We start from the raw sequence: 26094 nt of genomic DNA on the forward strand, positions 1-26094 counted from the left end.
TATTCACGGAAGTTTATTCTTAAAGCACTGTAAAATGAAAAAACTTTTAAGCTTACTTATTTTATTCCTATTTACACTAACCCAAGAGTTGATGGCTCAATGTGCCATGTGTAGGGCTACAGTTGAAAATAATGTAAGTAATGGAGAGGCCGGAATAGCCAATGGGTTAAATATTGGAATCTTATATCTTTTCGCCACCCCCTATTTAGTGATTGCTATAATTGGGTATTTGTGGTATCGCCAAAGTAAAAAGCAGAAAGTTAAAATTAATATTAAGGACAGAATTGTGAGCTAGTTACTTATATTAATCCGTCCAACTTCGTTATTGATCTAAATCATCACTCAAATTAACTCCAGTATGATTATTGTTGGATAAATTCATATTTTAGGAATTAATGTTGAGACACAATAGACTATACCTTCTTGCCCTCGTCATATTAATCCTTTCAATCATTGGGTTGAGGAGTTTTTATCATCATCTAGAGTCAGATTATCAGGATTTTATAGAAGATACTCAGAACTCTCTAAATAAGGGGATGAAGCAAATGCAGGCCGATGAACTCAAGGTTCTGGGCTATTTAAAAGATAATAAGGATTTTGATTTCAATGCATTAACCAATATTAAAACTGATTTTCCATTTTATGTTTATAAATCAGGAAGATTGGTTTTTTGGAAAGATGAGGTAGTACTACAGGAAATTGAAGATAATTTCACTGAAGGTTGGCATTTTTATAATAATCAGGCAGGGCAGTATCTAATACTTGCCCGTAAATCCGATCAAACGGATGTTGTTCTTTTATTCGTGTGTAAGCTTTTTACTAATTATACTGTCAACAATGATTATGTGCAACCTCATTATAATAATGATATTTTCAGTCAAGAGAATATTAAGCTAAGAGCAAGTTCGGCTAAAGATGCATATGAAATAAAGAGCAAATCAGGAGAAATATTATTTTATATTCAGTTAGGCAATGATTTTACCAATCATAATGAAGTTTTACACATTTTAATAATTGTGCTGGAAGTAATATCGTACTTCCTCTTATTATTGCTTATATGGAGAAATTGTAAAAGTTTGCTAAAGCGTAAGCCAACCTTTGCCTTGCTACAATTCATTTTTGCAATGATTTTTTTGCGTCTGCTGATGTGGCCTTTATCTTTTCCTTTCAAGTCTGAGGAAGTAGCTTTGTTTAATCCAAGGTTTTTTGCTTCCTCTATTCTAAATCCCTCGTTCGGAGCACTTTTAATTAATAGTATCTTATTGTTCATTACAGGAACTTTTGTGCTAGATTATCTTCAGCGATTAGTGAGTATAAAGAAGCTCAACTATAATTTTAAGCTTTCGCTATTCTTGTCTTTTGCCTCTTACACTATTTTCCTTTTTATTTATGGGTTTATAGAGCTTATATATAAGCACTCTCAGTGGGGTTTGGATATTGGTAATACCATCAACCCTGATATGTTTCAGGTGTTAAGTATACTTACTTTTTTACTTTTTGGCCTGTTTGTTTTTTATATAGTTCAATGGATTCATAAGTGGCAGGAACAAAATGTGCCATCTGCTAGTGTATTTCTTAGAGATCAATCCTTGGGCTTAGGTCTTTTCATTGTTTTTGCCGTTTCCATTAAAGCACCCTTTTTATGGATTGGCATCATAGTACTGCTATTAAACTTTTTGGTGCATTTTCTAAGACTTAACAGACAGTTAAAGAGGTTAAGCTTTATCAGCTTCATTTATCTATTTTTAATAGTATCAGCCATTTCTACAACAGCTGCCTGGTCAACTTACTATCTGGAAGGTTTTCAGAAACGTAATGACATGTCGAGCTATGCTAACAGACTTTTTAATGATAATGATGTTCTGGCGGAATATCTGATAACTCAAATGGATGAAAGTTTAAGAGCTGATAGGCAAATTAAGAATCAATTTCTGTTACCAATAACACCGTACAGCTCAGTTATTAACAAAATAGAGAAGTATTATTTGAGTGATTACTTCGATAAGTATGATAAGGTCGTTTCCGTTTATGATGCTGAAGGTAACGCGCTTTATCCGTCAAAATCGATTGATTTTTCATCAAAATTTTCAAGCAACCAGTTAAGTAGTAAAAATTTAAGAGGAGGAATAAAGCTTTATTTAATCGGTGGAAATGATGAAACACGTGTTACTAAAAAGTATGTGTATTTGTATGAAGTAAAATTAGCGAACTATACGCTAGCTACTATTTCTATTGAGTTAATACCAAAGAAAATACAACCTGATAATGTTTTTCCTGAACTGCTGGTTGATAAACGCTTTGTACCTAATGTACAAGAGGTTCCTTATAACTACGCTTTATATCAAAATGATAGTTTGAATTATAAAGTTGGTACTGTTGACTTTCCCAATGTTCTTCAAACTAATCAGGAAAAACAGATTGAATTAAATTTGGAAGGTGTAAAGACAACCAGTTTTATTAATGGTAATCAAACGATAATTTTTGGTGAACAAAGGGAAAATGTACTTTCCATTTTCTCAAAATTCTCGTACTTCTTTATTCTTTGTTTTACCGTAATACTACTTTTCTCTATTTACTATTTTGCAAGGGCTATTGCGGAAGAGCGGAAAATAGGCCTGAGCGCCAAGATTCAACTTTTTTTCTCTTTGGCATTTTTAATTCCTTTGTTATCCATCAGTATCAGCACCATAAGTTTTGTTAATGTCACCTTCCTTCAGGACATTGTAAAATCTTATCAGGAAAGAATAAACAGAGTAGGTGACCATCTTACTTCAACTATTATAGATTATAAAAATGGAAGTATTAGCAGAGAGGATTTAAACAACGAACTGCTGAATACTACCAAAATGGTGAATAGTGACTTGAACCTATTTAACCTGAATGGTAAGTTGCTGATTACTAGTCAACCGCAAATATTTGAGAAGAATTTGCTTTCTCCATATATCAATCATAAAGCATATGCCGACATAAGTTTTAATGATCAAAAGCTTTTTACATTAGATGAACAAATTGGAGAACTTAATTACAAAACAGCTTATTCAGCCATTTATTCGTATAACTCGGGTGAGTTAATAGCGATTTTGTCCAGCCCTTTCTTCAAATCAAGCAAAGAGTACGACAGCTTGTTAGCAAACTTGCTAACAAATGTATTTAACATCTTTGTAGCCAGTTTTATCATCTTTATTATGTTGGCTTATACAGCTACCAAAATACTTACTCAGCCGCTCGTTTTACTGAAAAATAAATTAGCGAAAGTGAATTTATCGGAAGGTAACGAACCGCTCAATTGGCCTGTTGAGGATGAAATTGGTTTATTAATTAGTGAGTATAACCAAATGCTTCTAAAGCTTGAGAAAAGTAAACTGGCTTTAGCAAAAACGGAAAAAGAGTCTGCATGGCGTGAAATGGCACAACAAGTGGCCCATGAAATTAAGAATCCTTTAACACCTATGAAGCTTTCATTGCAGCATTTGCTAATGAGACTTGAAGGAGAGGACAACAAGAATACGCAGGCAGAAGATAAGATTAGAAGTATTTTATCCCAGGTTGATAACCTTAGTGACATTGCTACTTCATTTTCGTCTTTCGCCAAAATGCCAATCCCGGATAATGACAGAACCAATATTTCAGAAATACTTAATAAAGTAGTTAGTCTTTTTAAAGCCGATAATAACGATTTGAAGCTTAAAATGCCTAATCAGGAGGTTTATGCATTAGTAGATAAAAAGATAGTTGAAAGAATTTTCAACAATATGTTAATCAACGCCTTACAGAGTGCTAAATCAGAGGGACCATTATCTATAGAAGTAGAGTTAACAGTTAGTAAAAATAAAGTAATTGTTAGTTTTAAAGATAATGGGGTAGGCATTCCTAATGATCTACTGCATAAAATTTTCTTACCTAATTTTACAACAAAGGAAGAAGGCTCAGGAATAGGTCTAGCTATAGCCAAAAGAGGAATAGAATATGCAGGTGGCAAAATTTGGGTTGAAAGTGAAGAAGGTATGGGAACTACCTTCTTTATAGAATTACAAAAAATGGATTAGTTTGAAGTGGTGCATAACATATATAGTTGTTGTAGGGCTCATTAGCATTCTTCTGACGAATAACCTATATGCACAACAAATGTGCTTAGAGGTTGAATCTTCTTCGGTTCAAATTCCTGACTCCATAATTGTTATTCCTAATAGCATCACGATTAATAACTCTCTGGCATCTAAGGAAGACTTTCAGTTCAACAATGGTCTTCTCATCTTAAAAGAAGATAATAGGTTGAAAAGAGTGTGCTTTGATTACCTAAAAAAGAGAACTGAATTTGTTAAGCCGGTATTATCAGCAAACCTTTACGATAGTACAGTGCTTTTTAAACCTCAATTTATAAATGAACAAGAGCACAAAAATACACAAGAGTTATTGGGACTTGATGGTATTGAAATAGAAGGAGCTTTTCTCAGGAGTGTTTCTGGTGGACAAAATAGAGGAGCGTATATGCATTCGGCAATGGACCTTAAATTAACAGGTCAGCTATCAGATGATTTATACCTAAATGCCACTTTAACAGATCAACAACTTCCATTTGAACCAGAAGGTAACACCCAACGACTTCAGGATTTTGACAGAGTAAACATTCAGTTAATTCATGATAATTGGACTTTGCAGGGAGGAGATATTGGTATTCGTTCTGCGAAGGATTTTAATTTCCTCCGATATGATAGGCTGGTACAGGGAGTAGGTATTTCAACGCCAAGGTTGACTTTAGATTCTACTGGTTCTTCATCTACTTCAGTTGTTAGTTCAATCTCCAGAAGTAAAGTGGGCACTCAAACGCTAAAGCCCATTGAAGGTGTGCTTGGACCTTACAGAATTGAAGGCCCGCAGAATGAGCCTTTCATTTTTCTGATTGCAGGTTCTGAAAGGGTGTATCTAAACGGAGAGCTTCTGAAGCGAGGATTGGAGCATGATTATATCATTGATTACAATGCTGCTGAAATTACTTTTAATGCATCATTATATATTTCAAAATTCAGTCAGATATTAATTGAGTTTGAATATTCCGACCAGCAATTTGGTAGAAATGTAACAGCATTAGACCATCATCAAACCATAGGAAACCTAAAAGTCCGAGTAGGTTACTTTCAAGAAAATGATAATATAAATAATCCTTTAACTGATTTGAGTCAAGCCGAAATGGAGTCTTTGGCCAATGCAGAAACATCACTTGGCTATGGCTATATTGAAGCTATCGATAGTGCTACTTTCGTTGAAAATAAGGTGCTTTATGAAAAAAATGATACGCTCATCAATTCTGAGCAGATTACCTATTACAGGTATTCTAGAAATAAGGATGCAACGCTGTATAATATAAATTTTTCGTTTGTAGGTGAGGGTAATGGTAATTATATAATAAGCTCATCCAATACCAATCAGAAAATATATGAATGGATTGCACCTTCAGATGGTAAGTCAGTGGGTAATTATGCACCTGTTCGTAAAATAGCTTTACCTCAACAAAGAAAATTACTGAATATTGGAGCAAGCTATCAGTTTAAAAATCAAGATGAACTAAGTTTTGATTATGCCAAATCTGAGCAAACTCGAAACCGGTTTAATCCGGAACATACTCAAATTGACGGTAATGCTTTTATTATAGGTTATGAAAGTGGAGAAAAGAAAATTGGGAATGACAATCCTCTAAGTATCAAATATGGTATTTCGTATGAATATTTAGATTCGGCATTTCAACCCATTCAAAACTTTAGAGCACTTGATTTTAATAGAGAATGGGGTGTAAATCAATCCGGACAATATCAGGCAGGAGAAGAACAATTGCTTTCGGGAAACTTAAATGTCACGTTCCACAATAACAGAATTGAATATACTAACAGCTTAAGAGAAAAGCTGGGGGAGATAAATCTTAACGGAACTCAACAAAGTATTTCTTATGCTCATACAGGAGACTTTGCTGTTCAGTCAAGTTTATACAGTATGAGTAGCAAGAGCAAGGTTTTAAATAATGATTGGAAAAAGGCATTTGCCCAAATTACTTATAACAAATGGGCTATAAGCCCTGGTTACATTTTCGATTTTCAAAGACACTCACAAGTCAAAGAGGATTCTATTCAGCTAAGTTTTCAAAACTATTACAGTCAAGAGGCATTTTTACAGAAGCAGGATAGCGGTAATTGGAATTTTAGGTTATCACATCAAATAAGATCTGATTTTATTCCTGAGGAGGGCAAGTTTAAACCTTTTGAACTTTCTCAAACTACACAAATGAAGCAATCTTTAAGGTATGATGGTTCGAATAATATAGAGCTGAATATTTTAAGAAGAGCTATTGAACAAAAGCATGAGTCTGCCGATTCCGAAGACTTTTATCAAGGATCAATTAACTGGAACGCTTACTTCTGGCAGGGCAATATTACACAACAATTCTTTTACCAGACAGGTTCTGGCAGAGTGCTACAAAGGAGTTACTTTTTTCAAGAGGTTGCATTAGGCTTGGGTACGCACTCCTGGTCTGATTTAAATGCGAATGGGGAGAAGGAGTTAGAAGAGTTCTTTGAAGATGAAACCACTTACGGAGACAGAAACTATATAAAGGTTTTTAATTTTAGTAATTCTTATCAAACAGCTTATAACAATCAGTTGAGGTATTTACTGAGTTTAAAACTGCCAAATAGCTGGAGAAAGAGCAGTTTACTCCTGAACATGCTCTCTAGGGTCTCAGGTCAGTTTCAAGCCAATCTTGAGAATAAAAATACCTTTGATGCATGGCATGATAAGGTAAACCCATTTGATGCAATAGAGAAAAGCGAATCCTTATTGTCATCAAGAGATTTTGTTAAGAGTAGTGTTTTTTTAAATAGAGGTGGAAAACTGAATACTTCTTTTAACTGGACAAAAAGTGAGAGAAAGCAACTGCTTTTAAACGGTTTTGATCAGAATAAGAAAGATGTTTTTAATTGGCAAAGCAGCTTAAATATCACCAATGATTGGGATCTTTTATTTACTTACCATGAAGCTCAAAACTCATCAAGTTCAGAATTATTGGAGTCACGGAATTATGCCTATGGTAGCAATGGAGTAACTCCTAAAGTACAATGGCAGCATTATAAGAATTGGAGGGTGACATTTGGTTATGAGTATACTTCAAAATTAAAAGACAATAGCTCTGAGGAAAAGCAGGAGGGAGTAATCATTCAAAAAATAGATTTAAACACAAAATGGATAAAGACCACAGCTACCATGCTTGAAGCCAGCTTAGGTTTTATTCAACTAAATAGTAGCCTTGAAGACAAGCAAAGCCCGCTAGCCTATGAGATGTTTGAAGGACTCAGAGCAGGTGATAATGTGGTTTGGAATGTTAACCTGCGGAAAAAGATAATAGGAGATTTAAACTTAAATGTTTCTTATAATGGCCGAAAAACACCGGATAACAGAGCTGTACAGTTTGGTTCTGTACAGCTTTCAGCTTTGTTTTAAAGGGTTTTCCTTAACTTCTTCATGAACTTACTGGCGAAGATAAAATCTTCTAAATCCTCCTGACCGGAGTCTAAAATATTGTCAGAGTTTCCTTCCCAAAGTTTTTTACCTTTTGATAAGTAGATGATATGTTCTCCGATACCCATTACCGAATTCATGTCATGAGTAACCACAATGGTAGTCACATTAAGCTCATGGGTTATTTCATAAATAAGCTCATCAATTAGTAGTGAGGTCCGTGGATCTAATCCTGAATTTGGCTCATCACAAAATAAATAGTTGATGTCATTAACAATCGCTCTTGCAATACCCACTCTTTTCTTCATCCCTCCACTTACTTCTGAAGGCATTTTGTCATTCGTGTTTTCTAAACCAACCCTGCTCAATACATTATTTACCCTGTCAATCTTCTCTTCTTTTGACATATCAGTGAGCAGATCTAGCGGAAACTGAACATTTTCTTCAATAGTTTTGGAATCAAATAAAGCACCTCCTTGAAATAACATGCCTATTTCTCTCCTAATTTGTGCTTTTTCTTCTTTATCAGATTCCAAGAATTTACGACCATCGTAAAGCACTTTTCCTTCTTCAGGCATCACTAAACCAACAATGCTTTTTAGCAATACACTTTTTCCAGTACCACTTGCTCCAATTATAAGATTGGATTTTCCTCGCTCAAACTTGGCAGAAATATCATATAGAATCTGTGTATCACCGAATGTCTTCGAAATATTTTCTACTTCAATCATAAATTAGTTTAGTAAAAGTTCAGCTAATATATAATCGGCTAAAAGAACTGCAATACAGCTTTTGGTAACCGCACTTGTACTTGAAATACCTACTTCCAGTGCTCCACCTGTAGTGTAATAGCCTTGAAAAGAAGAGATAGATGAAATTAAAAATGCAAATACAGCTGACTTAATAAGTGCAAATTGAACTGTGTATGGGTTAAAGCTTATTCTTATACCATAAATGTATTCTGTAGGTGTCAGTATGTCTGTCAACGTACCAGCAAGATAACCCCCATACAAGGCCAATGCTCCACCTATTATAACTAGTAGAGGATACATGATTACTGCCGCTAGAATCTTAGGAAGCACCAGATAGGAAATCGAATTTACTCCCATTACTTCTAAGGCATCTATTTGTTCCGTTATTCGCATTGTACCGAGCCCACTGGCAATGCTTGAACCTACTTTACCGGCAATTACAATGGCTGTAATGGTTGGTGCCAATTCCAGTACTATCATTTCTCTGGCTACCTGAGCTACCACATAATTTTTAATCAGCGGACTAACCAGGTTGTACGCTGTTTGTACAGTAGTTACCGCACCCATAAAAGTGGATGTAATAGCCACCAAAAATAAAGAGTTTACACCAATCTGGTTACACTCTGTCATAACAAGCTTGAAGTAGGATCTGAAGTTCTCCCTTCTTACAAACATGTTTCCTAAAAAAATGAAATAGGCGCCTATTGACTTCATAAAATATATAAAGATGAAAATTTAGGTTGAAAGTAATGAAATGAAAAGCTTTTGTGTAAGTTTTGGCTAAAAACTTCTTGTGAATACTCTATCAATTCAGTTTAATTTACAAATGACTATTTATAGCTAATATTTAGCAGTTCCATAATGTTTAAGTTTGTTTAACTAGCATTTTAATCATTAGTTTCGCTTTTGGTTTAATTTTAAACTTAACAAAGTGTGTTTGTATGAGTAAAAGTAAATTTGTTGTTATTACAGGAGGTACAAAGGGAATAGGCAAAGCTCTAGTTCAAAAGTTTGCTCAAAATGGCTATAGTGTAATTACTTGTGCCAGAAATGAGGAGGATCTCAATAAACTAAAAACTGATATTGAGCAGAACCATGGTGCTGAAATTCATACGAAGTCTTCTGATTTGTCCCAAAAAGAGGAAGTTTTAGCTTTCGCTGACTTTGTTCAGTCAATTACTGATACTGTAGATGTACTCATTAACAATACAGGAGTATTCCTTCCAGGAAGTATTTCTGAAGAACCTGAAGGCAATCTTGAAAAAATGATGGATACCAACCTGTATTCAGCTTATCATTTGACCAGACAGCTCTTACCTGCCATGCTAAAGCAGAAGAGTGGACATATTTTCTCTATAAGTAGTATTGCCGGTATAACCGCCTACGCAAGCGGAGGCTCGTATAGCATCACTAAATATGCTATGCAGGGCTTTACTAAGTGCCTAAGAGAGGAACTTAAAGAACATAATATAAGGGTGACTGCTGTTTTACCAGGAGCCACTTATACTGCCAGCTGGGAAGGGGTGGATCTTCCTGAAGAACGCTTTATGAAATCTGAAGATATTGCTAATGCCGTATATTCAGCCTATGAGCTTTCAAGCCAGACAGTTGTAGAAGAAATTGTACTAAGACCCCAATTGGGAGATATCTAAAATGAATAAAAGAATATACCTATCTGCTCCACACATGGGGGGTAAAGAATTAGAATTTATACATCAGGCCTTTGATGAAAATTGGATAGCTCCTTTAGGTCCTAATGTAAATGGTTTTGAACAGGATTTGGCAAGTTATAGCGGTGCATTACATGCAGCAGCTTTAAGCTCTGGCACCGCAGCAATACACCTGGCTTTGATTCTTGCAGGAGTAACAACTGATGATATTGTAATGGCCTCAAGTTTTACCTTTTCAGCCACAATTAATCCTATAGCCTATCAAAAGGCAAAGCCGGTTTTAATTGATAGTGAAGAGCAAACCTGGAATATGGATCCCGTTTTACTTGAGGAGGCTATCAAGAAATATATTGAAAAAGGAAAAAAGCCTAAGGCCGTCATTTTTGTGCACTTGTATGGAATGCCCGGAATGATTGATGAGGTGGCTGATATCTGTAAAAAATATGAGATAACGTTAATTGAAGATGCTGCCGAGGCCTTAGGTGCCAGTTTGCACGGTAAAAAGCTTGGTACTTATGGTGATTATGGCATATTCTCTTTTAATGGAAATAAGATAATTACAACCTCAGGAGGAGGCGCTTTGGTAGCAAATGATGAAAATAAGATTGCCAAAGCCAGGTTTTTAGCTACTCAGGCCAGAGATGTTGCACCTCATTATCAACATAGCGAAATAGGATTTAACTACAGAATGAGCAATATAGCTGCGGGAATAGGTAGAGGACAAATGCTTGTATTAGATGAATGGGTTGAAAAGAGAAGAGCTAATTTTGAATTCTATAAAAATGCTTTTGAAAACAAAGGATTTACTTTTCTGGAGGAAAGAGAGGGTGCCTTTAGTAACAGGTGGTTAACTACTGCTGTTTTATCGAGTGATCTTTCGTTCAATCGTGAAGAATTGAGAAAACGTCTAGAGGAGCAAAATATTGAAACTCGACCTTTGTGGAAACCAATGCACCTTCAACCTGTTTTTAAAGAATGTGGTAGTTATTTAAATGGCGTTTCGGAAAGGCTTTTTGAACATGGAATTTGCCTTCCATCCGGTTCATCTCTATCTGATGAAGAAAAAGACTTCATAAAAAATGAGATTATTAAAATGTTAAATTAGTACAGGAAATATATAATTAATTATATAAATGTTTATATTTGAGTTCGAATGGTGAATAAATTAAATGATATCAGTTTTTTACCTAGGTGGATAATTCTTCTTATCGATTTAGGAATTTTATTGGCTGCTATCGTATTCGCCTATCTTCTCCGATTCAACTTCAATGTTGAAGATGTACTTAATTTTAAGTTTCAGGAAGGTTTAATACTCTTTACCATATGCCATTTATTGGCGATTTTAATTACCCAGTCTTATGCCGGTATCATTCGTTATACATCTATCCAAGACGGATTTAGGATAAGCTATACAACCTTAATTGGAACTGTACTGGCAGGGATCGTAAGTTATGTGCATTATTTCTATAGAGGTAGCATAATAATTCCACTCTCTGTATTGATTATTTCATTTACCGTTGCCATTTTATTTCTTTTCACCTACAGGGTAATGGTGAAAAATCTATTCTCTTATTACCGTGATGCTGTACGCAAAAGAAGAAACATCCTGATTTTTGGTGCAGGCCAATATGGTATTATCACCAAGCATATGATTGACGTTGATGATAATGCAAGGATGAGAGTGATCGGATTTATTGACGATGATCTTAAAAAATTAGGTAAGGTGATTAATGGTGCTCCCATTTATAGTGCATCGGACAAATTGGGTGAATTGCTTAAAAAACATAGCATCAACGAAGTTGTAATTGCTATTGCAGGTTTATCAGTTGAGCGAAAGAATGAACTTGTAGATGAGTGTCTAAAGCATCATGTAAAGGTTAGAACTGTGCCAGCACCTGATAAATGGGTTAATGGTGAACTAAGCATGAACCAAATTAAGGAAATCAGAATAGAAGATTTACTTGGTAGGGAATCCATAAAGTTAAATAACCCAAAAGTGAATGAAAGCCTTGTTAAGCAAACTGTGCTAATTACGGGAGCTGCTGGTTCAATAGGATCTGAAATAGCTAAGCAAGTTCTTAAAGCAGGGCCTAAACAGCTTATATTAATTGATCAGGCTGAATCATTTCTTTATGAAATTGACATTCAACTTCAAAATTTGAATGATACGCTTACTGAGATCATCCCTGTTGTATTGGATATTACTAACAGACGCAGGTTAAATAATATTTTTGAGCAATATAAACCTACGATTGTTTATCATGCGGCAGCTTATAAGCATGTGCCTCTTATGGAAATGAATCCTTTTGAGGCTGTTTCCTGTAATGTTTTTGGCACTAAAAACCTGTCTGATCTTTCTGTGAAATATCAAGTAGAAAAATTTGTAATGGTTTCTACTGACAAAGCTGTGAATCCTACTAATGTGATGGGGGCTACTAAGCGTATATCAGAAATATATGTACAGTCTCTGAATGATAGTAAACAAACCGATACTACAAATATCACTAAATTTATAACAACCAGGTTTGGAAATGTTTTAGGCTCGAATGGATCAGTTATTCCATTGTTTAAATCCCAAATCGAAAACGGAGGCCCTATTACTGTTACTCATCCTGAAGTTACACGATACTTCATGACTATTCCAGAGGCCTGTCAGCTAGTGATTGAAGCAGGTGTTATGGGCTATGGAGGGGAGATATTCGTATTTGATATGGGTAAATCTATCAGAATTATTGATCTAGCCAGAAAAATGATTCAACTGTCAGGTTTTGAGGTTGATAAAGATATTAAAATCAAATTCTCAGGTCTTAGAGAAGGGGAGAAGTTATACGAAGAACTATTAAGTGATAAAGAAACTACTCTTCCAACACATCACCAAAAGATTATGATCGCCAAAACGGAACGTATGGATCATAAAACTGTTAAACAGGCCTTGGTTGAACTTTATAATTTATTAGAAGAGGAGAACGAATTGGGCATGATCCTTCAGATGAAAAATATATTACCAGAGTTTGTTAGTAACTCATCAAGATTCGAGAAGCTTGATGAGCAATTGAAAGAGCAAAGAGCTGAACACTGGAAAATCTCTAGAAAGATTTCATAATCAGTCATAAATTTAACCAACTACCTTTTTAAGAAGTTCTAATAGTTCTTCTTGAGTGCTTTCTCCTTTATCTTTATTATACCAATTCTGTAGTTCTATCTTTTTTTCTTCTTTACTCATATTTTCATCATTCATTTGCCGTAAATGAATGTTTTGAGCCTCTTTGGGCCGAGGTCCCCAGGTAAATAGGTCATTACCATTGGCGTCCCTAACAATTAATTTAGGAATAGAGCGGCCTCCATTGGTTAAATAGTTATCTATTTCACTGGCGGGTGCATCTCTATTTTGAACTAATAAACTAATTAGAGGATTAACATCAGCTAATTTAGCAATGAAAGCTTGGGCATGAGCTGCATCACCACACCAAGGTTCAGTAATCAATAACCAGTGTTGTGGGTTTTCTATTTTCTTAATTAATGCTACTAACTCAGTATTTAGTTTACCTATTTTATACCAACGCTTTAGTCGACTTGCATTAAGTTTTACATAGTTAAAGTAATCCTCATTGTCGTAGGGAGGCAGGTGGTTATTGCCTTCTAATATTGTATTAAACTGTTTTTCGTAAGTAGATATATCCATAAAATTTTTGCTTACTCCAAAGAACGCTACATCGTTATTAGGGTTTGATTAAAGAAGTATGATGTCGGCAGTCTTACTTAAAATTTATTTTATCGGTTGACTTCAAAGTTAAATAAGTCAGGTCTGCTATAATGTCCATTTACATCGAAATCTAGCTTCGCTTGTGTTATTTCATCTGTGTCAATTTCTGCTACTACTGCACCTGATGTATCGAATAAAGGGCCTGCTATCACCTTTCCCAGTGGTGATATGATTACACTTCCTCCTTTGCAAAAGTCTTCATTCTGGCTGGAAACATATTTTTGATATGTTTCAGGATACATAGATTTGGTTGCATATTGGTTACATGCCAATACAAAGCATCTGCCTTCTAAAGCAATGTGTTTCATACTTGCCTGCCATTCTTCTCTGGCATCGGCAGTTGGTGCAATATATATCTGAACACCCTGTTGATACATAGCCATTCTTGCAAAAGGCATATAGTTTTCCCAGCAAATAAGCCCTCCAAGTTTACCGAATGAACTACTTACCGCCTCAAGATCACTGGCATCACCTTCGGCCCAAATCAATCTTTCAGTTCCTGTTGGCTTTATTTTACGATGTAAACCAATCATGCCTTTTGCAGGGTCGATGTATAGCATAGCACAATATAAACTACCATTAGCTTTTCCTTTAATGGTGGCCCCTGCTACAATAAAAACATTGTGCTCTTTAGCCATTCGCTCAAGTCGATCCATTTGAGCACTTTTGAGGTCCAGGCCATTGTCATAAAATTTTTGAAATAGTCTTCTTCCCTCTGTTGTTCTGCTACCAACTACTGCTCCAAAATCGAAGCCTCTTGGATAGGCAGGAATAAAAGACTCAGGAAATACAATAAGCTGGCAGCCCTCAGAGGAATACTTCTTGACTAATTCCTCCATTTTATCAACAGTTTTATTCAGTTCGAAGAAAATGGGGAAATCCTGAATTAGGCCAACTTTTATCTTCATAAGCTTATTTGGGTTCAATGATTAAAAAGATCGCAGTATCGGTTCCAATATTAAGTACTTCATGCCATTCAATAAAGCCGTTCTTAAAAGTGTAGCCGGTAGGTACGTTTACTTCTCTGGTACCTGATGAGTCAGTCATTCGGAACTTGCTTCCTTTTACAGTGTAACCAACATGTTTTGGGTGATAATGGCGTTCATGCCCAACACCTGGAGGGAAAGTACATCTCAATACCCTAAGTTCACTGTCTTCACTGAGTACCTCACAAACTGAAGCACCATTCCATCCGGCAGCTAATGGATCAGGAAGTTGATTCGATTCTCTTTTTTGACAACTACATAGTAGAAGTACCAGGCAAAGAGTAATTAGTGGAAGACCAGAAAACTTATAATGAATCATCAGCTATCCATTTATGTACTTTTGGCGCTTTATAGTTTTTCATTTTATGTAATAAATCATCAATGGTATCAGCCACTAGCAGCATATCTTGATTTACTTGTTTAGTCAGTCCATTGTCTACCATTTTATGAATCATTTTAAGCAAATCATCATAATAACCATTCACATTAAGCAGCCCTATTGGTTTTTGATGGTGTCCTAATTGTGCCCAGGTGAGTACTTCAAAGAGTTCCTCAAAAGTACCAAACCCTCCTGGTAGGGCAATTATACCTTCACAGCGATCATGCATAATCGTTTTTCTTTCATGCATGCTGCTAACAACAATGAGTTCGGTTACTTCAGTATGGGCAATTTCTTTGTGCTTCAGAAAATTGGGGATAACGCCTATCACTTCTCCACCTTTACTCAAGGCACCGTTAGCTACGGCTCCCATTAGCCCGGCTTTAGAACCACCGTACACAATGGCAATATGCTGCAGTGCTAAAGTTTCGCCAAGCTTGGTGGCAATGGTTTTAAATCTTTTATCGTTGCCTTCACTTGAGGCACAAAATACGGCTATGCTTTGCATATGGTCTTCTTGGAAGTTTATATTTAAGTGGTACGGAAAGATTGAATAATCTTAAGTGAATCTTTATTCTAATCTATTATTGTGGGTTCCACCAACAAGGAGCCTCACCCACGGTTTCACCTCTTGTATAGTACAAACAATTGTAACATTCTTGTGCTGGTCCGTCAACACCGGCATATTTTATACAATTTTCGGCTAACTTGTTTTCGATATTGTATGAAAGTTGATCCTTATCAAAATACCAACGTGTTGCCTTCTCTCTTACTACATCGAAATAGCCTGAAACTTTCTTGTTTCCGCCAACATGGTAGATGTTAGAGGAAAGGTTATATGGTAATTTATCAAATAACGTACCTGCCGCTGCATTTTCTTTTAACTCTTGCCAATAATGAAAATATTTTTTGTTCAGTTGCTGCTGGATGATAAGCACTGAAAGTTTTAAATATATCCTTTCATTCCCTAAGGTTTCGATAAAGAACAATTTATGTTTGTATCCACCCTTTAAATCATCTAATAAGGTATAATCATTTAGAAATAGCTTATTCTTGGCCCAGCATAATTGTGGAGCATCCTGTGCTAAATATGAATTGATACCGCCAATAGAACCACTAGTAACGGATGGAAATATCCAGGTTGGATCATAAATATATTTAAAATATGCCTTTTGCGCAGAGTTATTCTGCGCTATATTAAGCTGAACATTAATCCCTTGAATTGATACAATTTCTTCTTCGTTAGCAACATACTTATATGTTAGTTTCTCATCTTCTGTAAAACTTATTTCGCCAATTGGTCTGTCATCTCGCTCAGGCATACTGACCCATTCTGATTCATAGATTTCATCATTTGGTAAAATAATTCTTAGTTGATATTTTCTATCGGACTTAGCGTTAAAATCACTATCGTTTAAGATGTATTTTACTTCATTTCCATTATCCAATTCGTTATAGTTCCAGGTATTTCCTTGATCGTCTATAAGTGTAACAGATGCACCGGAAATACTACGGCCAGAGATATTAATCACATCACTTGTATAACTAAGTTTTATCGTGAAAAATCTTCCATCACTCGGGAAATCTAATGTTTTATTAAAGGAAATATTTGAGATAAAGCCTTCTACAACTAAACTCCTTTCTCCATTCTCTATAAGAAACTCATAAGGCTCAACGCATCCAGTAAACATTATTAATGTAAACACTAAGTAGGAATAGTATATATTGAAACTCAAGGGAAGGGTTTGAATTGTTTTGAGTAAATTTTCTTTCATTAAAAATTAAAATTATAGGTGATAGAAGGAAAAGTACTACCTAGAATGGAGAGTTTTTTAGCTTTTCCATACTTATTGAATGTTATAGAATAGGCATTTTTTCTTCCATAAACATTATATATTGAAAAAACCCACTCTCCGCTATAGCGACCATTTTTTGAAGGATTATCTTTTACTGTTAAGGAAAGATCAAGTCTATGGTAATCTGGTATTCTATACTCATTTCGTTCTGAATAATTCAGGATTGAAAGGTAGGGGCCATAAGAAAATTTGTTTATTGGAATGGTGATGGGTCTACCTGTTTTATAATTGAAATTTGCAGAAAAGGTGGTTTTTGGTCCCAGCTCAAAATTTGTCACCAATGATAAAATATGTGGTTGATCATAGGTGGCCGGATAATAAGCTCCATCGTTTATGCTAACTCTGCTACCCGTATTTTGAGAAAATTGTCTTAAACTCCGCGCAAAAGTGTAAGCTATCCATCCATTAAAAATACCCGTTTTCTTTTTTAGAAGGAATTCGATCCCGTAAGCTTTTGCATGTCCCTGTACCAAACCGGCCTCTAAGCGAGGGTTTAAGGTTATATCAGCTCCATCAATATAATCTACTGCCTGATCAGTTATTTTATAAAATCCTTCAACTGATGTTTCCCATTTATTTTTAGAAAAGTTCTTGAAAAGCCCCAATGAAAATTGATCTCCTCTTGCTGGCTTCAAGTATGGTCCGCTTACCACATAGTAATCTTGAGGTGTAGCAGAGGTTGTATTTGATATGAGATGTAAGTACTGATATGTTCTAAAATAGCTAGCCTTTAACGAAACTTCTTCTGAAATCAGGTACCGAAACGACAGTCTTGGCTCAAAGCCAATATAATGATTAATTAAATCTCCATTTTTATAATTGATAGTATCAGTAACTACAGGATACCTTTGCTCAATATTATTAAAATCGTATTTCAGAATTTCTTCTCCGCCTAATCTAAAGAAGTTTGATAGACGTATACCTACCATTGCAGATAGTTTTGATGATATGTCAATATCAGCTTGAACAAAGGCTGCTGCTTCAATACCTTTTTGATTTTGCATGTTAGAAGCGGATATATTGCTATCGTCCTTTGTAGGGGTGAGTTTTCCAGGCTCGATAATTAAGCCTTCTGCTTCTATACCTCCTGAAAATACGTATTTCTCACTTTTATCAAAATTCATTAGGTACTTCAACCTTAGGCTGTTTATTTCATTGTAGTAGGTGAAACCAGTAATTTCATCTATGTTATCTAGGTTACTTGAATAGTTACTATTTGCAATAGATAATGAAGAGTTAAGCTTGTCATTGAAGGTATGATCCCATAAGAAGGATCCATTTAAAGTATTCCAACTAAATATTGAATCACCAGCAAACTTGAAGTCATCATGGCTGTTGTACACAGAGAAACTGATAAAATTATCAGAGTTTATTTTTTGAAAAATCTTTGCTGTGATATCATGAAACTTTGCTGAACTTTGTGTTAACTCAATGTTTTTTGTAGCATTTAAGAGCCAGTCAGCATATGAAATTCTTCCTCCAATAATGAAAGAGGAACGACCTTTTTTAATAGGACCTTCCGCGGTGAGTCTACTTGAAACCAAGCCTAAGCCTCCAGATATTTTATATCGTCCAACATCTCCGTTTCTCAAAGAAATATCTAATACTGAAGCAACTCTGCTTCCATATGAGGCAGGTCCACCTCCTTTATAAAGTGTCACATTATCTACTAAATCAGGATTAAATGCTGAGAAAAAGCCAAATAAATGTGAAGGGTTGTAAATTGTGCCATTATCCTGAAGAATTAAATTCTGTCCAGTTTCTCCTCCTCTTACATTAAATCCTGAACTTAGCTCACCCGCTGTACTTACACCCGGTAGTGTTGTCATACTCTTGATAGGGTCTATTTCTCCTAGAAAAGTGGGTAATTTCTTAATTGATTCGATTCCCATTCTTTCAACACCTGTAAGCTGACTTCGTACATTCTCATCTAATCTTTTAGCTGTTACTGTTACAACATCAAGCTGTTGAGATTCGGGATAAAGATTGCTTTGCAATTTTTTCTCTGCTACTTCGGGGTCAAAACCTAAAAGCAATGTTTTTTTATCAAAGCCAATAAAATTAATCGTTAGTTCCTGGAATTTAGCTTCCGTTTTAATAGAAAACTGACCATTAATATCTGTTATTGCTCCCCTTCCAGTTGCTGGAAGTAGAATTTGAGCTCCAACTACTGTTTCACCAGTTGATTTATCATAAATAGTTCCATTTATAGTAACCATCTGACCCGGCTTACCCTGAGTAATCCAATAATTATCTGGTTTTTTTCCAAGATCAGGAATAAAATCTTTTTTCATTAAAACAACGGTTTTGTCATTTAAAGAAACTACATTAAACTCAATGAGGTAATCTTCAATATAATTTAACAATCTTGTTTTATTCTGAATTAGGTAAGCAGAAATGCCCTGCATGTCTTCTTCATTGTATATGAAATTGACATCATTTTTAGACTCAATATCTTTTAGTAAAAGGTTAAAGTCTTTACCATTAGTTTTTGGATCAATTATTATATCATTAACTCTTTGTGCTATTGAGATAGCAGGAAATATCATGACGGAAAAGAGGAATAAAGTTTTATTTAACAAAATGATTTAGTTTAAGGTGCCAAGAATTTTTATAAGTTAGTTTAATTGCTGAAGATTAATGCAATTATTTTATGAGAGGTTCTATACCTTGAATATCGGATTTAATTAGGATTCCACCATGCTGGAGGCTCCGATTGAGCCTGACCTCTGGAATAATTTAGGCAATTATAACATTCTGGCGCTGGTGGATTACCATATTTTATACAATTCTCTGCCAAATCATTCACTACATTATATGATAGCTCCTTTTTATCAAAATACCATCTTGAAGCTTGCTCACTTACAGCAGCAAAATAGCCTGAAACATTTTTGTTATTATTAACAGGATGTATATTTCCTTGAAGATTATAAGGTAACTTATCAAACAAAGTTCCAGTTGATGCATTTTCTTGAAGCTCTTTACAATAGAGGAAATAATCTTTATTAAGTAGTTGCTGAGTTATAAGTACGGATAGTTTTACATATATTTTTTCATTTCCAATTGTTTCCAAAAAAAATAAGTCCTTCTTATAATCCCCTAAAATGTCTTCTTGCAAGTCATAATCAGTAAGGAAGTATTTATTAACTGCCCAACAAAGAGGAGGAGCCCCACCAGGAAAGCCGCTAATAGGTGTTGGGAATATCCATATAGGATCATAAGTCCATTTATAGTATCGCTTTTCTCCAGATGTATTTTTTGGGAGATGAATAGTTGAATTGAAGCCTTTAACAGATCTTATTTCTTCTTCTCCAGCTATGTAAACATATTTTTCCTTTTCAATCTCCTGAAAACCAATTTCTCCCATTTCATCAGTTTCAGTTTCTAAAGTTGGCATAGAAACCCAATCTGATTCATACACCTCCTCATTTTGAAGTGTGATGTAAAGTTTATATTTCCTATCAGGCGAAATTTTAAAATCTTCTTCCAATAAATAATATAATACCTCCTCGTCATTATTTACTTCAGTATAATTCCATTCATTCCCCAAATCATTCTGCAATGTTACAATTGCATTGGTAACAGCTTCACCATAAGTATTAATTACGTCACTTGTATATCCCAGTTTAATAGAAAAATATCGGCCATTGCTTGGGTAATCAAGTGTTTTGTGGTAAGAAACATTTGATATAAATCCTTCAACAACTAAATGGGGTTCATTATTTTCTATTCTAAATTTATAAGGTTCAATACAGCCGTTTATAAAGACTAATGTTAGCAACAAAAAATAATCTTTCTTAAGCTGGTACCACTTACAGTATATAGCGAAAATAAATTTTTTAAACATCATTAAGTTTATTCAAAAGTAATTATTCCTGACATTCAGGATAAGATGGTAAATCAATAAACACTAAATTTATGAAATTTGAAAATGGAGTAGGTTTACACTGAAACTAACAATTAATTAGAAATCTCTTTTCTTAAAAATTATTCTTGCAATTTAAACTTCTTGGTGAAAGAAATAGTAGGAACTGCCGTGAAATTCATGCTACTGGATGAAGTGTTGTTATTCGATGTTTCATACTCGTAGTCCAGCACATGGGTAAGGCCTATCTGAAAACTGTTTAAGGCGTTCTTTTTTGTAACCAGTCTGAGGCCTGTAATTCCGAACCAAAGAACCTTTTGATAATTAGCCTCATAAAACTGGGTATAAGCATATGAGCCATCAGGGTTAAAGAAGTCTCGACTTCTCTGTTCAGTTTTTCTAAAGGGGTTGATATAATTCTCAGTTATGAGGTAGAAATATTTACCTATTGATTTAATTCCGCTTACATTAGCTACAAAACTAGGTCTACCACCAAATAAATCATCAGTATTGGAGGTAAGCAAACCTCCACCTATTGTAAAATTACTTTTACTGCTGCCATAGGTGTAATTGGCGAACAGAAGGTTACCGTTAAAGTCTGACCCATATGTACCGAGTATTAATAAGTCGCCAATGGCAAAATATGATTTTTCTCCAGCGGGAATGGAAAATTTTGTCGTAAAGTAAAATGGAAAACCTATTATAGTAGTTCCCATTCCAAATGATAGTCTATCAGTGATGCCAAATTGTGCATCATGCAGAAGAAAATATACAGTATTATAGTAAAGCTCACTCTTTTTTAAGGGCCTTGCTGTTGGTGCAAAGAAATATCTTGAGTCATGTTCTGAAACATTTGGGTCAAATTCAATAGAGCCCTTCTCAGGATCATCCGATGACAATTGCTTATTGGTTGATGACTCTTCATTCTGACTAACAGTAGTTTGAGGATTCTTGATCATATCCAGAAGAGCATAATAAATAAGTGTGGCTTGGTCTTCTTTTGAAGCTACTCTTAAAGAGTTTCCCAGATTTTTCCTTCCTAATATCTGGTTTTTACAATCATGTAAAGATGCTTTTATTTGACCTTCTTCAAGATAAAGATTTGCAAAAAGGTAATCGCATTTCTTTTTGAAGTCAACTATTAAAGTATACTCAACCCCATTATTCTTGAATTTCTCTACTAAGAGACTATCAACTGCATCAGAAAGTATATCGGCATTGTCTTCAATTACTAATTTTTGTCCTTTAACATTTAAAGATAGCAATAGAAACAGGCTAAATAATGAAATAGTGAAGGTTCTAGTTTTCATGATAGTTTAGTTAGGCCGTTAAGATAGGAAGAAAAAGTAGAATTTACTCTTTCCCGCTTTTATTGTTCATAGACCTAACACCTCTTTCAATGCCAGCAGGTGTCAGCGGAAACATAGGAACAAGCTCCTTCATAACTTGAATGGTATACGTATAAGGCCAGTACTTGAGTGGTTCAGGGTTGAGCCATACATTCTTCTTGAACTTCTGACCAATTGCCTTAATACTTTCAATACTGTAAGAGTTAAGCTCATAAGGTGCCATAGCGGCATCACCAATAAAGAATACTCTGTAGTCTTTGTTATGACTTAATAATTTTTCTAGTGTAATGGATTTTGTTCTTCTGGCATCTTCATAAACTCTATCGTAAATAGTATTATGAAAATAATAGACTTCCAAATCATGAGCAAAGCGCGTTTTCATCTTTCTGAAAAGATTTTGTACACTTTTCACATAAGGAGCCATGGAGTATCCTCCATTGTCAATTAACACAATTACCTGAAGTTTTTCATTCTTTTCGCTATCCATTTCAGGAATGAATAAGCCACCTCTTTTAATACCTGATTTAATGGTTTTGGGTACATCCAGCTTTTCAACAGCACTTTCTTCAATTACACCTTTTATGGATGCCAGTGCGGCATCTACATTGTCATCGTTTAGTAAAGAGTCTTTATCAATAGGAAAATAATTCTTATCACCCATTACCTTACGAGCCATTTTACCACCACCTTGTCCTCCAACACGAATGCCATTTTTTGCTGCCCCTCCATGACCATAAGGTGAAATACCTCCAGTGCCTATCCAATGACTTCCGCCACCATGTTTGCTGCGCTGCTGTTCTCGAACTTTTTCCATACGCTCAAGCAGCTCTTCCAATGAGAGATCAGAGTAATCAGCCATTTTTTCCAGCTTTCTTTCTACCTGCTCTGCTTCCTCATCATCCATAGCATCTTTATCCTCTAAATCTGGATTATCTTTATCCCATATTTCTTTGCCGGATACTACTTCCTTAATGTCATAGCTAGTGAGGTGCAGCTCATCTAAAAAGGTATTGACTAAATCAGCTTCATTCACATCATGATCTGCTTCATCCAGAAACTGTGTTTTCCATTGAGCAAAAGTTTCTGAACGGAGGATTGCATCTTCTAAAGTTTGTCCTGGCTGAACAAGGATGTGAAGAAAATATTCATAATAGGCTTTGGTAAAAGGCCCCATGTCAGAAGGTTCTTTAACTACTATGCCTTTCAATACATTATAAATATCTCCTAATGTCTTTACCAGCCCTTTTTGCATGGCTTTCCTGAGTAGCAGCAAAGTGCGAACATCTGCTTTTAATCCTTGAGCTCTGAATTTTTCCGGTAAAGAACTAAACATACTAGTTTAAATTATGGCTTCCGAAGAATGAATCGTCTGCACCAATTAGACGGCTTACTTTTTCCATATCAGCCTGGGTTTTTATGAGTGCGCCTATACCTGCCAAGCCTTTAATATTTTCGATGGCTTCTTTTGGTGTCATGCTGTGCATGTATTTTAACCAGTTTAAAATTTCGCGTGTGGTAGGGGCACGTTCTAATCCAATTCTTCTCAAATGATAGAATACATCTAAGGCAACACTAACTACTTTCTCATCTAAATTAGGATGGTGCTTGTCAATGATTTTTGTCATTGTTTCCTGGTCAGGAAAATCGATATAATGGTAAATACATCTACCTTTAAAAGCGGTTGGTAATTCCTGCTCTCTGTTAGAAGTAATGATAATAGCCGGCATATCTTCTTCAGACACTTCGATAACTTCATCAGACTCAGGCATGATGAATTTTCTGTGGCTTAATGCATAAAGCAGATCGTTAGGGAATTCCCTTGGTGCCTTATCAATTTCATCAATCAATAAAACAGAATTTGGCTTGCTGTAGGCTTTAGCCGCAGGGCCTTTCACAACGTAATCACCAAGTGCTTCAGGATTTCTACCGCCTGTAGTTAGCTTGCTTTCCAATCCTTTTTCTTCACGTTGTGCATTTAAGATTTCTATTTGCGAATCGCGTAAATACTTTACATGATCGAAACGAGCAACGAATTGCTCAACTGTACTTTTAGAACCTACAGGATAAACTTCTAAATCAAGACCTCTGTCCTTCGCGTAGTGTATTGGTAACTCAGTTTTGCCAGTGCCAGGCTCACCTTCAATTAATAAAGGCATCCCTAAAGTACGAGCCATATGAAATGCCTGAGCCAATGCCGGGTCACATAAGTATTTATTGGATCCTGTCCAGTGTGATGTTTCTGCCATAGTTATAAAACTGCGTTTTGCCTATTTAGTTATCTATCTGTTCAAAGGTAATGTTAGCTTAGCGAAATTCAATATGAGAAAGTTCAATCTTCCTGATCAGCTGTTATGGGTTGGTTTACTTTGCAAATGAAAATTGTATCAATTGGTTGAGTTGATAAATTCCAGGCAGGCTTATCGCCAAAGGTGGTGTACATGCTGGCATAAGATTTCCCTGAGAAGAAGGTGAGGAGGTTCGGTTTTTCTGTATAAAAATCAATTGTGTCTAATTTTAGCGCTTTATCGATGTGCTGTTTGGAAGCATTTTTAGGAATTAAAATAATATCATCTTTTCGAATTTTGTGATCGCCATTAGTGGCATAAATCTCCCATCCATTTTGATAGGCATACCATTGCCAGCCCCAGTGGCCTGCAGCATATACTTTCTGATCAGGCTGTTTTTTCACACTGATTTCTTCAGCTGCGTTTCTGTAAAAATCGGCATATAACCAATCAGAAACACCTAAAGCAACACCTAAAAAGATGGTAACTGCTAAAGTGATATTCAGAATTGGCCCAACAGAAGCATCTATTTCCTTATGAAAAAGAATAATAAAAAAAGGTATTAAAAGTAAGCTGTGACGAGTGGCATTAATAGGAGCGAAGAGCACAATAAATGCTGCTAGGCCGAAAATGATTAAGGTAATAATAAGCATATGATGCCTAATGAAATTTAACTGATAGCTAAACTTTAACTTAGCAGTTTGCCACATAAAGAGTAGGAGTACCAGACTGCCAGAAGCAATAAAAATATAATTGAGGAAAGCACTGAATTTCTGCTGATTGATTATATCAAAATAGACCGGTGGCAGACAAATTATTAAAATTGCTAAAACGTCAACAATCAACCACTTTGTGAACTGGCTTTTAAAGCAAGTATAAAATGGAATCACAACAAAAGTTGAAATGGCCCCAGTTGTACCTAAGAAACCTAGCAATTTATTGGTGCTAAATCCAAAATTGGTTTTAATACCTAAGTGAGAAACACCATACTGAAGCTCACTCCAAGAGGACCAGCCAATCATGATTGCTAAGGGAATTATCAAACTAATCAAGGCTTTGTAATGTCCGGAAAGAATAGCTGTTAAACCAATTACTACAAGAAAAGGCAACAAAGTAAACTTCATCATAAGTCCGAAAGTGAGGAAAAGAGTAGCCGATAAATAGTTGCTGAGTTTGCCACTTTGCTGAGCTATGATCAAATAAAAAGTACAGCCTAGTGCCATACTTAGAATGGGAATATCAATCATCAGGTTTTGATTAACTATTAAGGCGGGACAGAAAGCAAAGAGTGTAAGCAGCACTTTAGGCTGTTTAACATTTATTTCTCTTAATATTTTAGCGTAAAAATATAGAACAAGGAAAAGAAAAATAGCTGTAAGCAAATGAAGTCCTATTTCTCCTGTTCCAAATATCTTGATGAAAAAGGCTATAAGGTAGAAATATAGTGGAGGTTGACTACCCAGAAAAATTGCCTCAGGCTGATCTGACCAATTGATCTTAGCCGCCATAGGATCTGTTGGTTTTTCAGCGACCCATTCAGCTGCTAGAAGGTGAAAAGTGTCATCAATATGAAATGCTTTATTGATATTGATGGCCGTCAATATGATCCAAAGTATGATTACAAATTGGTTTACTGAGATTTGCGCATTTAACCAGTCAAGCCTAAACATACTGCAATAGTAATAA

19 protein-coding genes are annotated in these 26094 nt (G+C 35.3%); 6 read left to right on the plus strand and 13 right to left on the minus strand.

Annotated features, from left to right (window positions below):
• Positions 1-34: 34 nt before the first annotated feature.
• The 3 genes from JKP34_RS08745 to JKP34_RS08755 all read left to right on the plus strand — a co-directional run bounded on the left by JKP34_RS08745 (position 35) and on the right by JKP34_RS08755 (position 7485).
• Positions 35-295, plus strand: coding sequence for a hypothetical protein (locus JKP34_RS08745; protein WP_201919855.1), 261 nt, complete (start codon positions 35-37; stop codon positions 293-295).
• 163 nt (positions 296-458) lie between these two features.
• Positions 459-4046, plus strand: coding sequence for an ATP-binding protein (locus JKP34_RS08750; protein WP_201919857.1), 3588 nt, complete (start codon positions 459-461; stop codon positions 4044-4046).
• A gap of 1 nt (position 4047) precedes the next feature.
• Positions 4048-7485 (plus strand): hypothetical protein, encoded by a 3438-nt coding sequence (locus JKP34_RS08755; RefSeq protein ID WP_201919859.1) that lies wholly within the window; start codon positions 4048-4050, stop codon positions 7483-7485.
• Here JKP34_RS08755 and JKP34_RS08760 read toward each other — a convergent pair.
• Entirely contained in the window at positions 7482-8234 is a 753-nt protein-coding gene (locus JKP34_RS08760; RefSeq protein WP_201919861.1) for an ABC transporter ATP-binding protein, read from the minus strand. The two genes, JKP34_RS08755 and JKP34_RS08760, sit on opposite strands and share 4 nt — an antisense overlap.
• A gap of 3 nt (positions 8235-8237) precedes the next feature.
• Entirely contained in the window at positions 8238-8969 is a 732-nt protein-coding gene (locus JKP34_RS08765; protein WP_201919863.1) for an MlaE family ABC transporter permease, read from the minus strand.
• A 227-nt stretch (positions 8970-9196) separates the two neighbouring features.
• On the opposite strand from JKP34_RS08765, the gene JKP34_RS08770 reads away from it, so the two are divergent.
• From JKP34_RS08770 to JKP34_RS08780, 3 genes are read left to right on the plus strand one after another with little or no spacing between them, the layout of a single operon-like run.
• Positions 9197-9907, plus strand: coding sequence for an SDR family oxidoreductase (locus JKP34_RS08770; RefSeq protein ID WP_201919865.1), 711 nt, complete (start codon positions 9197-9199; stop codon positions 9905-9907).
• A 1-nt stretch (position 9908) separates the two neighbouring features.
• The gene (locus tag JKP34_RS08775; protein ID WP_201919867.1) at positions 9909-11030 is read left to right on the plus strand and encodes an aminotransferase class I/II-fold pyridoxal phosphate-dependent enzyme; all 1122 of its coding nucleotides are present in this window, start codon (positions 9909-9911) and stop codon (positions 11028-11030) included.
• Positions 11031-11078: 48 nt separating this feature from the next.
• Positions 11079-13028 carry a polysaccharide biosynthesis protein gene (locus JKP34_RS08780; RefSeq protein ID WP_201919869.1) on the plus strand — a complete coding sequence of 650 codons (1950 nt, stop codon included), beginning with the start codon at positions 11079-11081 and terminating at the stop codon, positions 13026-13028.
• 12 nt (positions 13029-13040) lie between these two features.
• Here JKP34_RS08780 and JKP34_RS08785 read toward each other — a convergent pair whose 3' ends face one another.
• The 11 genes from JKP34_RS08785 to JKP34_RS08835 all read right to left on the minus strand — a co-directional run bounded on the left by JKP34_RS08785 (position 13041) and on the right by JKP34_RS08835 (position 26078).
• Positions 13041-13607: a thioredoxin family protein gene (locus tag JKP34_RS08785; protein WP_201919872.1), complete on the minus strand. Its 567-nt coding sequence runs from the start codon at positions 13605-13607 to the stop codon at positions 13041-13043.
• Between the two features lie 89 nt (positions 13608-13696).
• The gene (locus JKP34_RS08790) at positions 13697-14596 is read right to left on the minus strand and encodes a carbon-nitrogen hydrolase family protein (RefSeq protein ID WP_201919874.1); all 900 of its coding nucleotides are present in this window, start codon (positions 14594-14596) and stop codon (positions 13697-13699) included.
• 4 nt (positions 14597-14600) lie between these two features.
• Positions 14601-14993, minus strand: a complete 393-nt coding sequence (locus JKP34_RS08795) for a cupin domain-containing protein (protein ID WP_201919875.1) — start codon at positions 14991-14993, stop codon at positions 14601-14603.
• Positions 14980-15561: an LOG family protein gene (locus tag JKP34_RS08800; protein WP_201919877.1), complete on the minus strand. Its 582-nt coding sequence runs from the start codon at positions 15559-15561 to the stop codon at positions 14980-14982. The genes JKP34_RS08795 and JKP34_RS08800 overlap by 14 nt, the downstream gene beginning before the upstream one ends.
• A gap of 76 nt (positions 15562-15637) precedes the next feature.
• On the minus strand, positions 15638-16744 hold the full coding sequence (locus JKP34_RS08805) for a DUF4249 family protein (RefSeq protein ID WP_201919878.1): 1107 nt from the start codon (positions 16742-16744) through the stop codon (positions 15638-15640).
• 83 nt (positions 16745-16827) lie between these two features.
• Positions 16828-19491 carry a TonB-dependent receptor gene (locus JKP34_RS08810; RefSeq protein WP_201919879.1) on the minus strand — a complete coding sequence of 888 codons (2664 nt, stop codon included), beginning with the start codon at positions 19489-19491 and terminating at the stop codon, positions 16828-16830.
• A gap of 101 nt (positions 19492-19592) precedes the next feature.
• On the minus strand, positions 19593-20759 hold the full coding sequence (locus tag JKP34_RS08815) for a DUF4249 domain-containing protein (RefSeq protein ID WP_201919880.1): 1167 nt from the start codon (positions 20757-20759) through the stop codon (positions 19593-19595).
• 137 nt (positions 20760-20896) lie between these two features.
• Positions 20897-22084 (minus strand): hypothetical protein, encoded by a 1188-nt coding sequence (locus JKP34_RS08820; RefSeq protein ID WP_201919881.1) that lies wholly within the window; start codon positions 22082-22084, stop codon positions 20897-20899.
• Between the two features lie 43 nt (positions 22085-22127).
• Positions 22128-23456 (minus strand): hypothetical protein, encoded by a 1329-nt coding sequence (locus tag JKP34_RS08825; RefSeq protein WP_201919882.1) that lies wholly within the window; start codon positions 23454-23456, stop codon positions 22128-22130.
• 1 nt (position 23457) lies between these two features.
• Positions 23458-24369: an AAA family ATPase gene (locus JKP34_RS08830; RefSeq protein WP_201919883.1), complete on the minus strand. Its 912-nt coding sequence runs from the start codon at positions 24367-24369 to the stop codon at positions 23458-23460.
• Between the two features lie 83 nt (positions 24370-24452).
• Positions 24453-26078, minus strand: a complete 1626-nt coding sequence (locus tag JKP34_RS08835; protein WP_201919884.1) for an ArnT family glycosyltransferase — start codon at positions 26076-26078, stop codon at positions 24453-24455.
• Between the last annotated feature and the right edge of the window lie 16 nt (positions 26079-26094).

The organism is Marivirga atlantica, assembly GCF_016734805.1.
In the GTDB taxonomy this organism is placed as follows: Bacteria; Bacteroidota; Bacteroidia; order Cytophagales; family Cyclobacteriaceae; genus Marivirga; species Marivirga atlantica.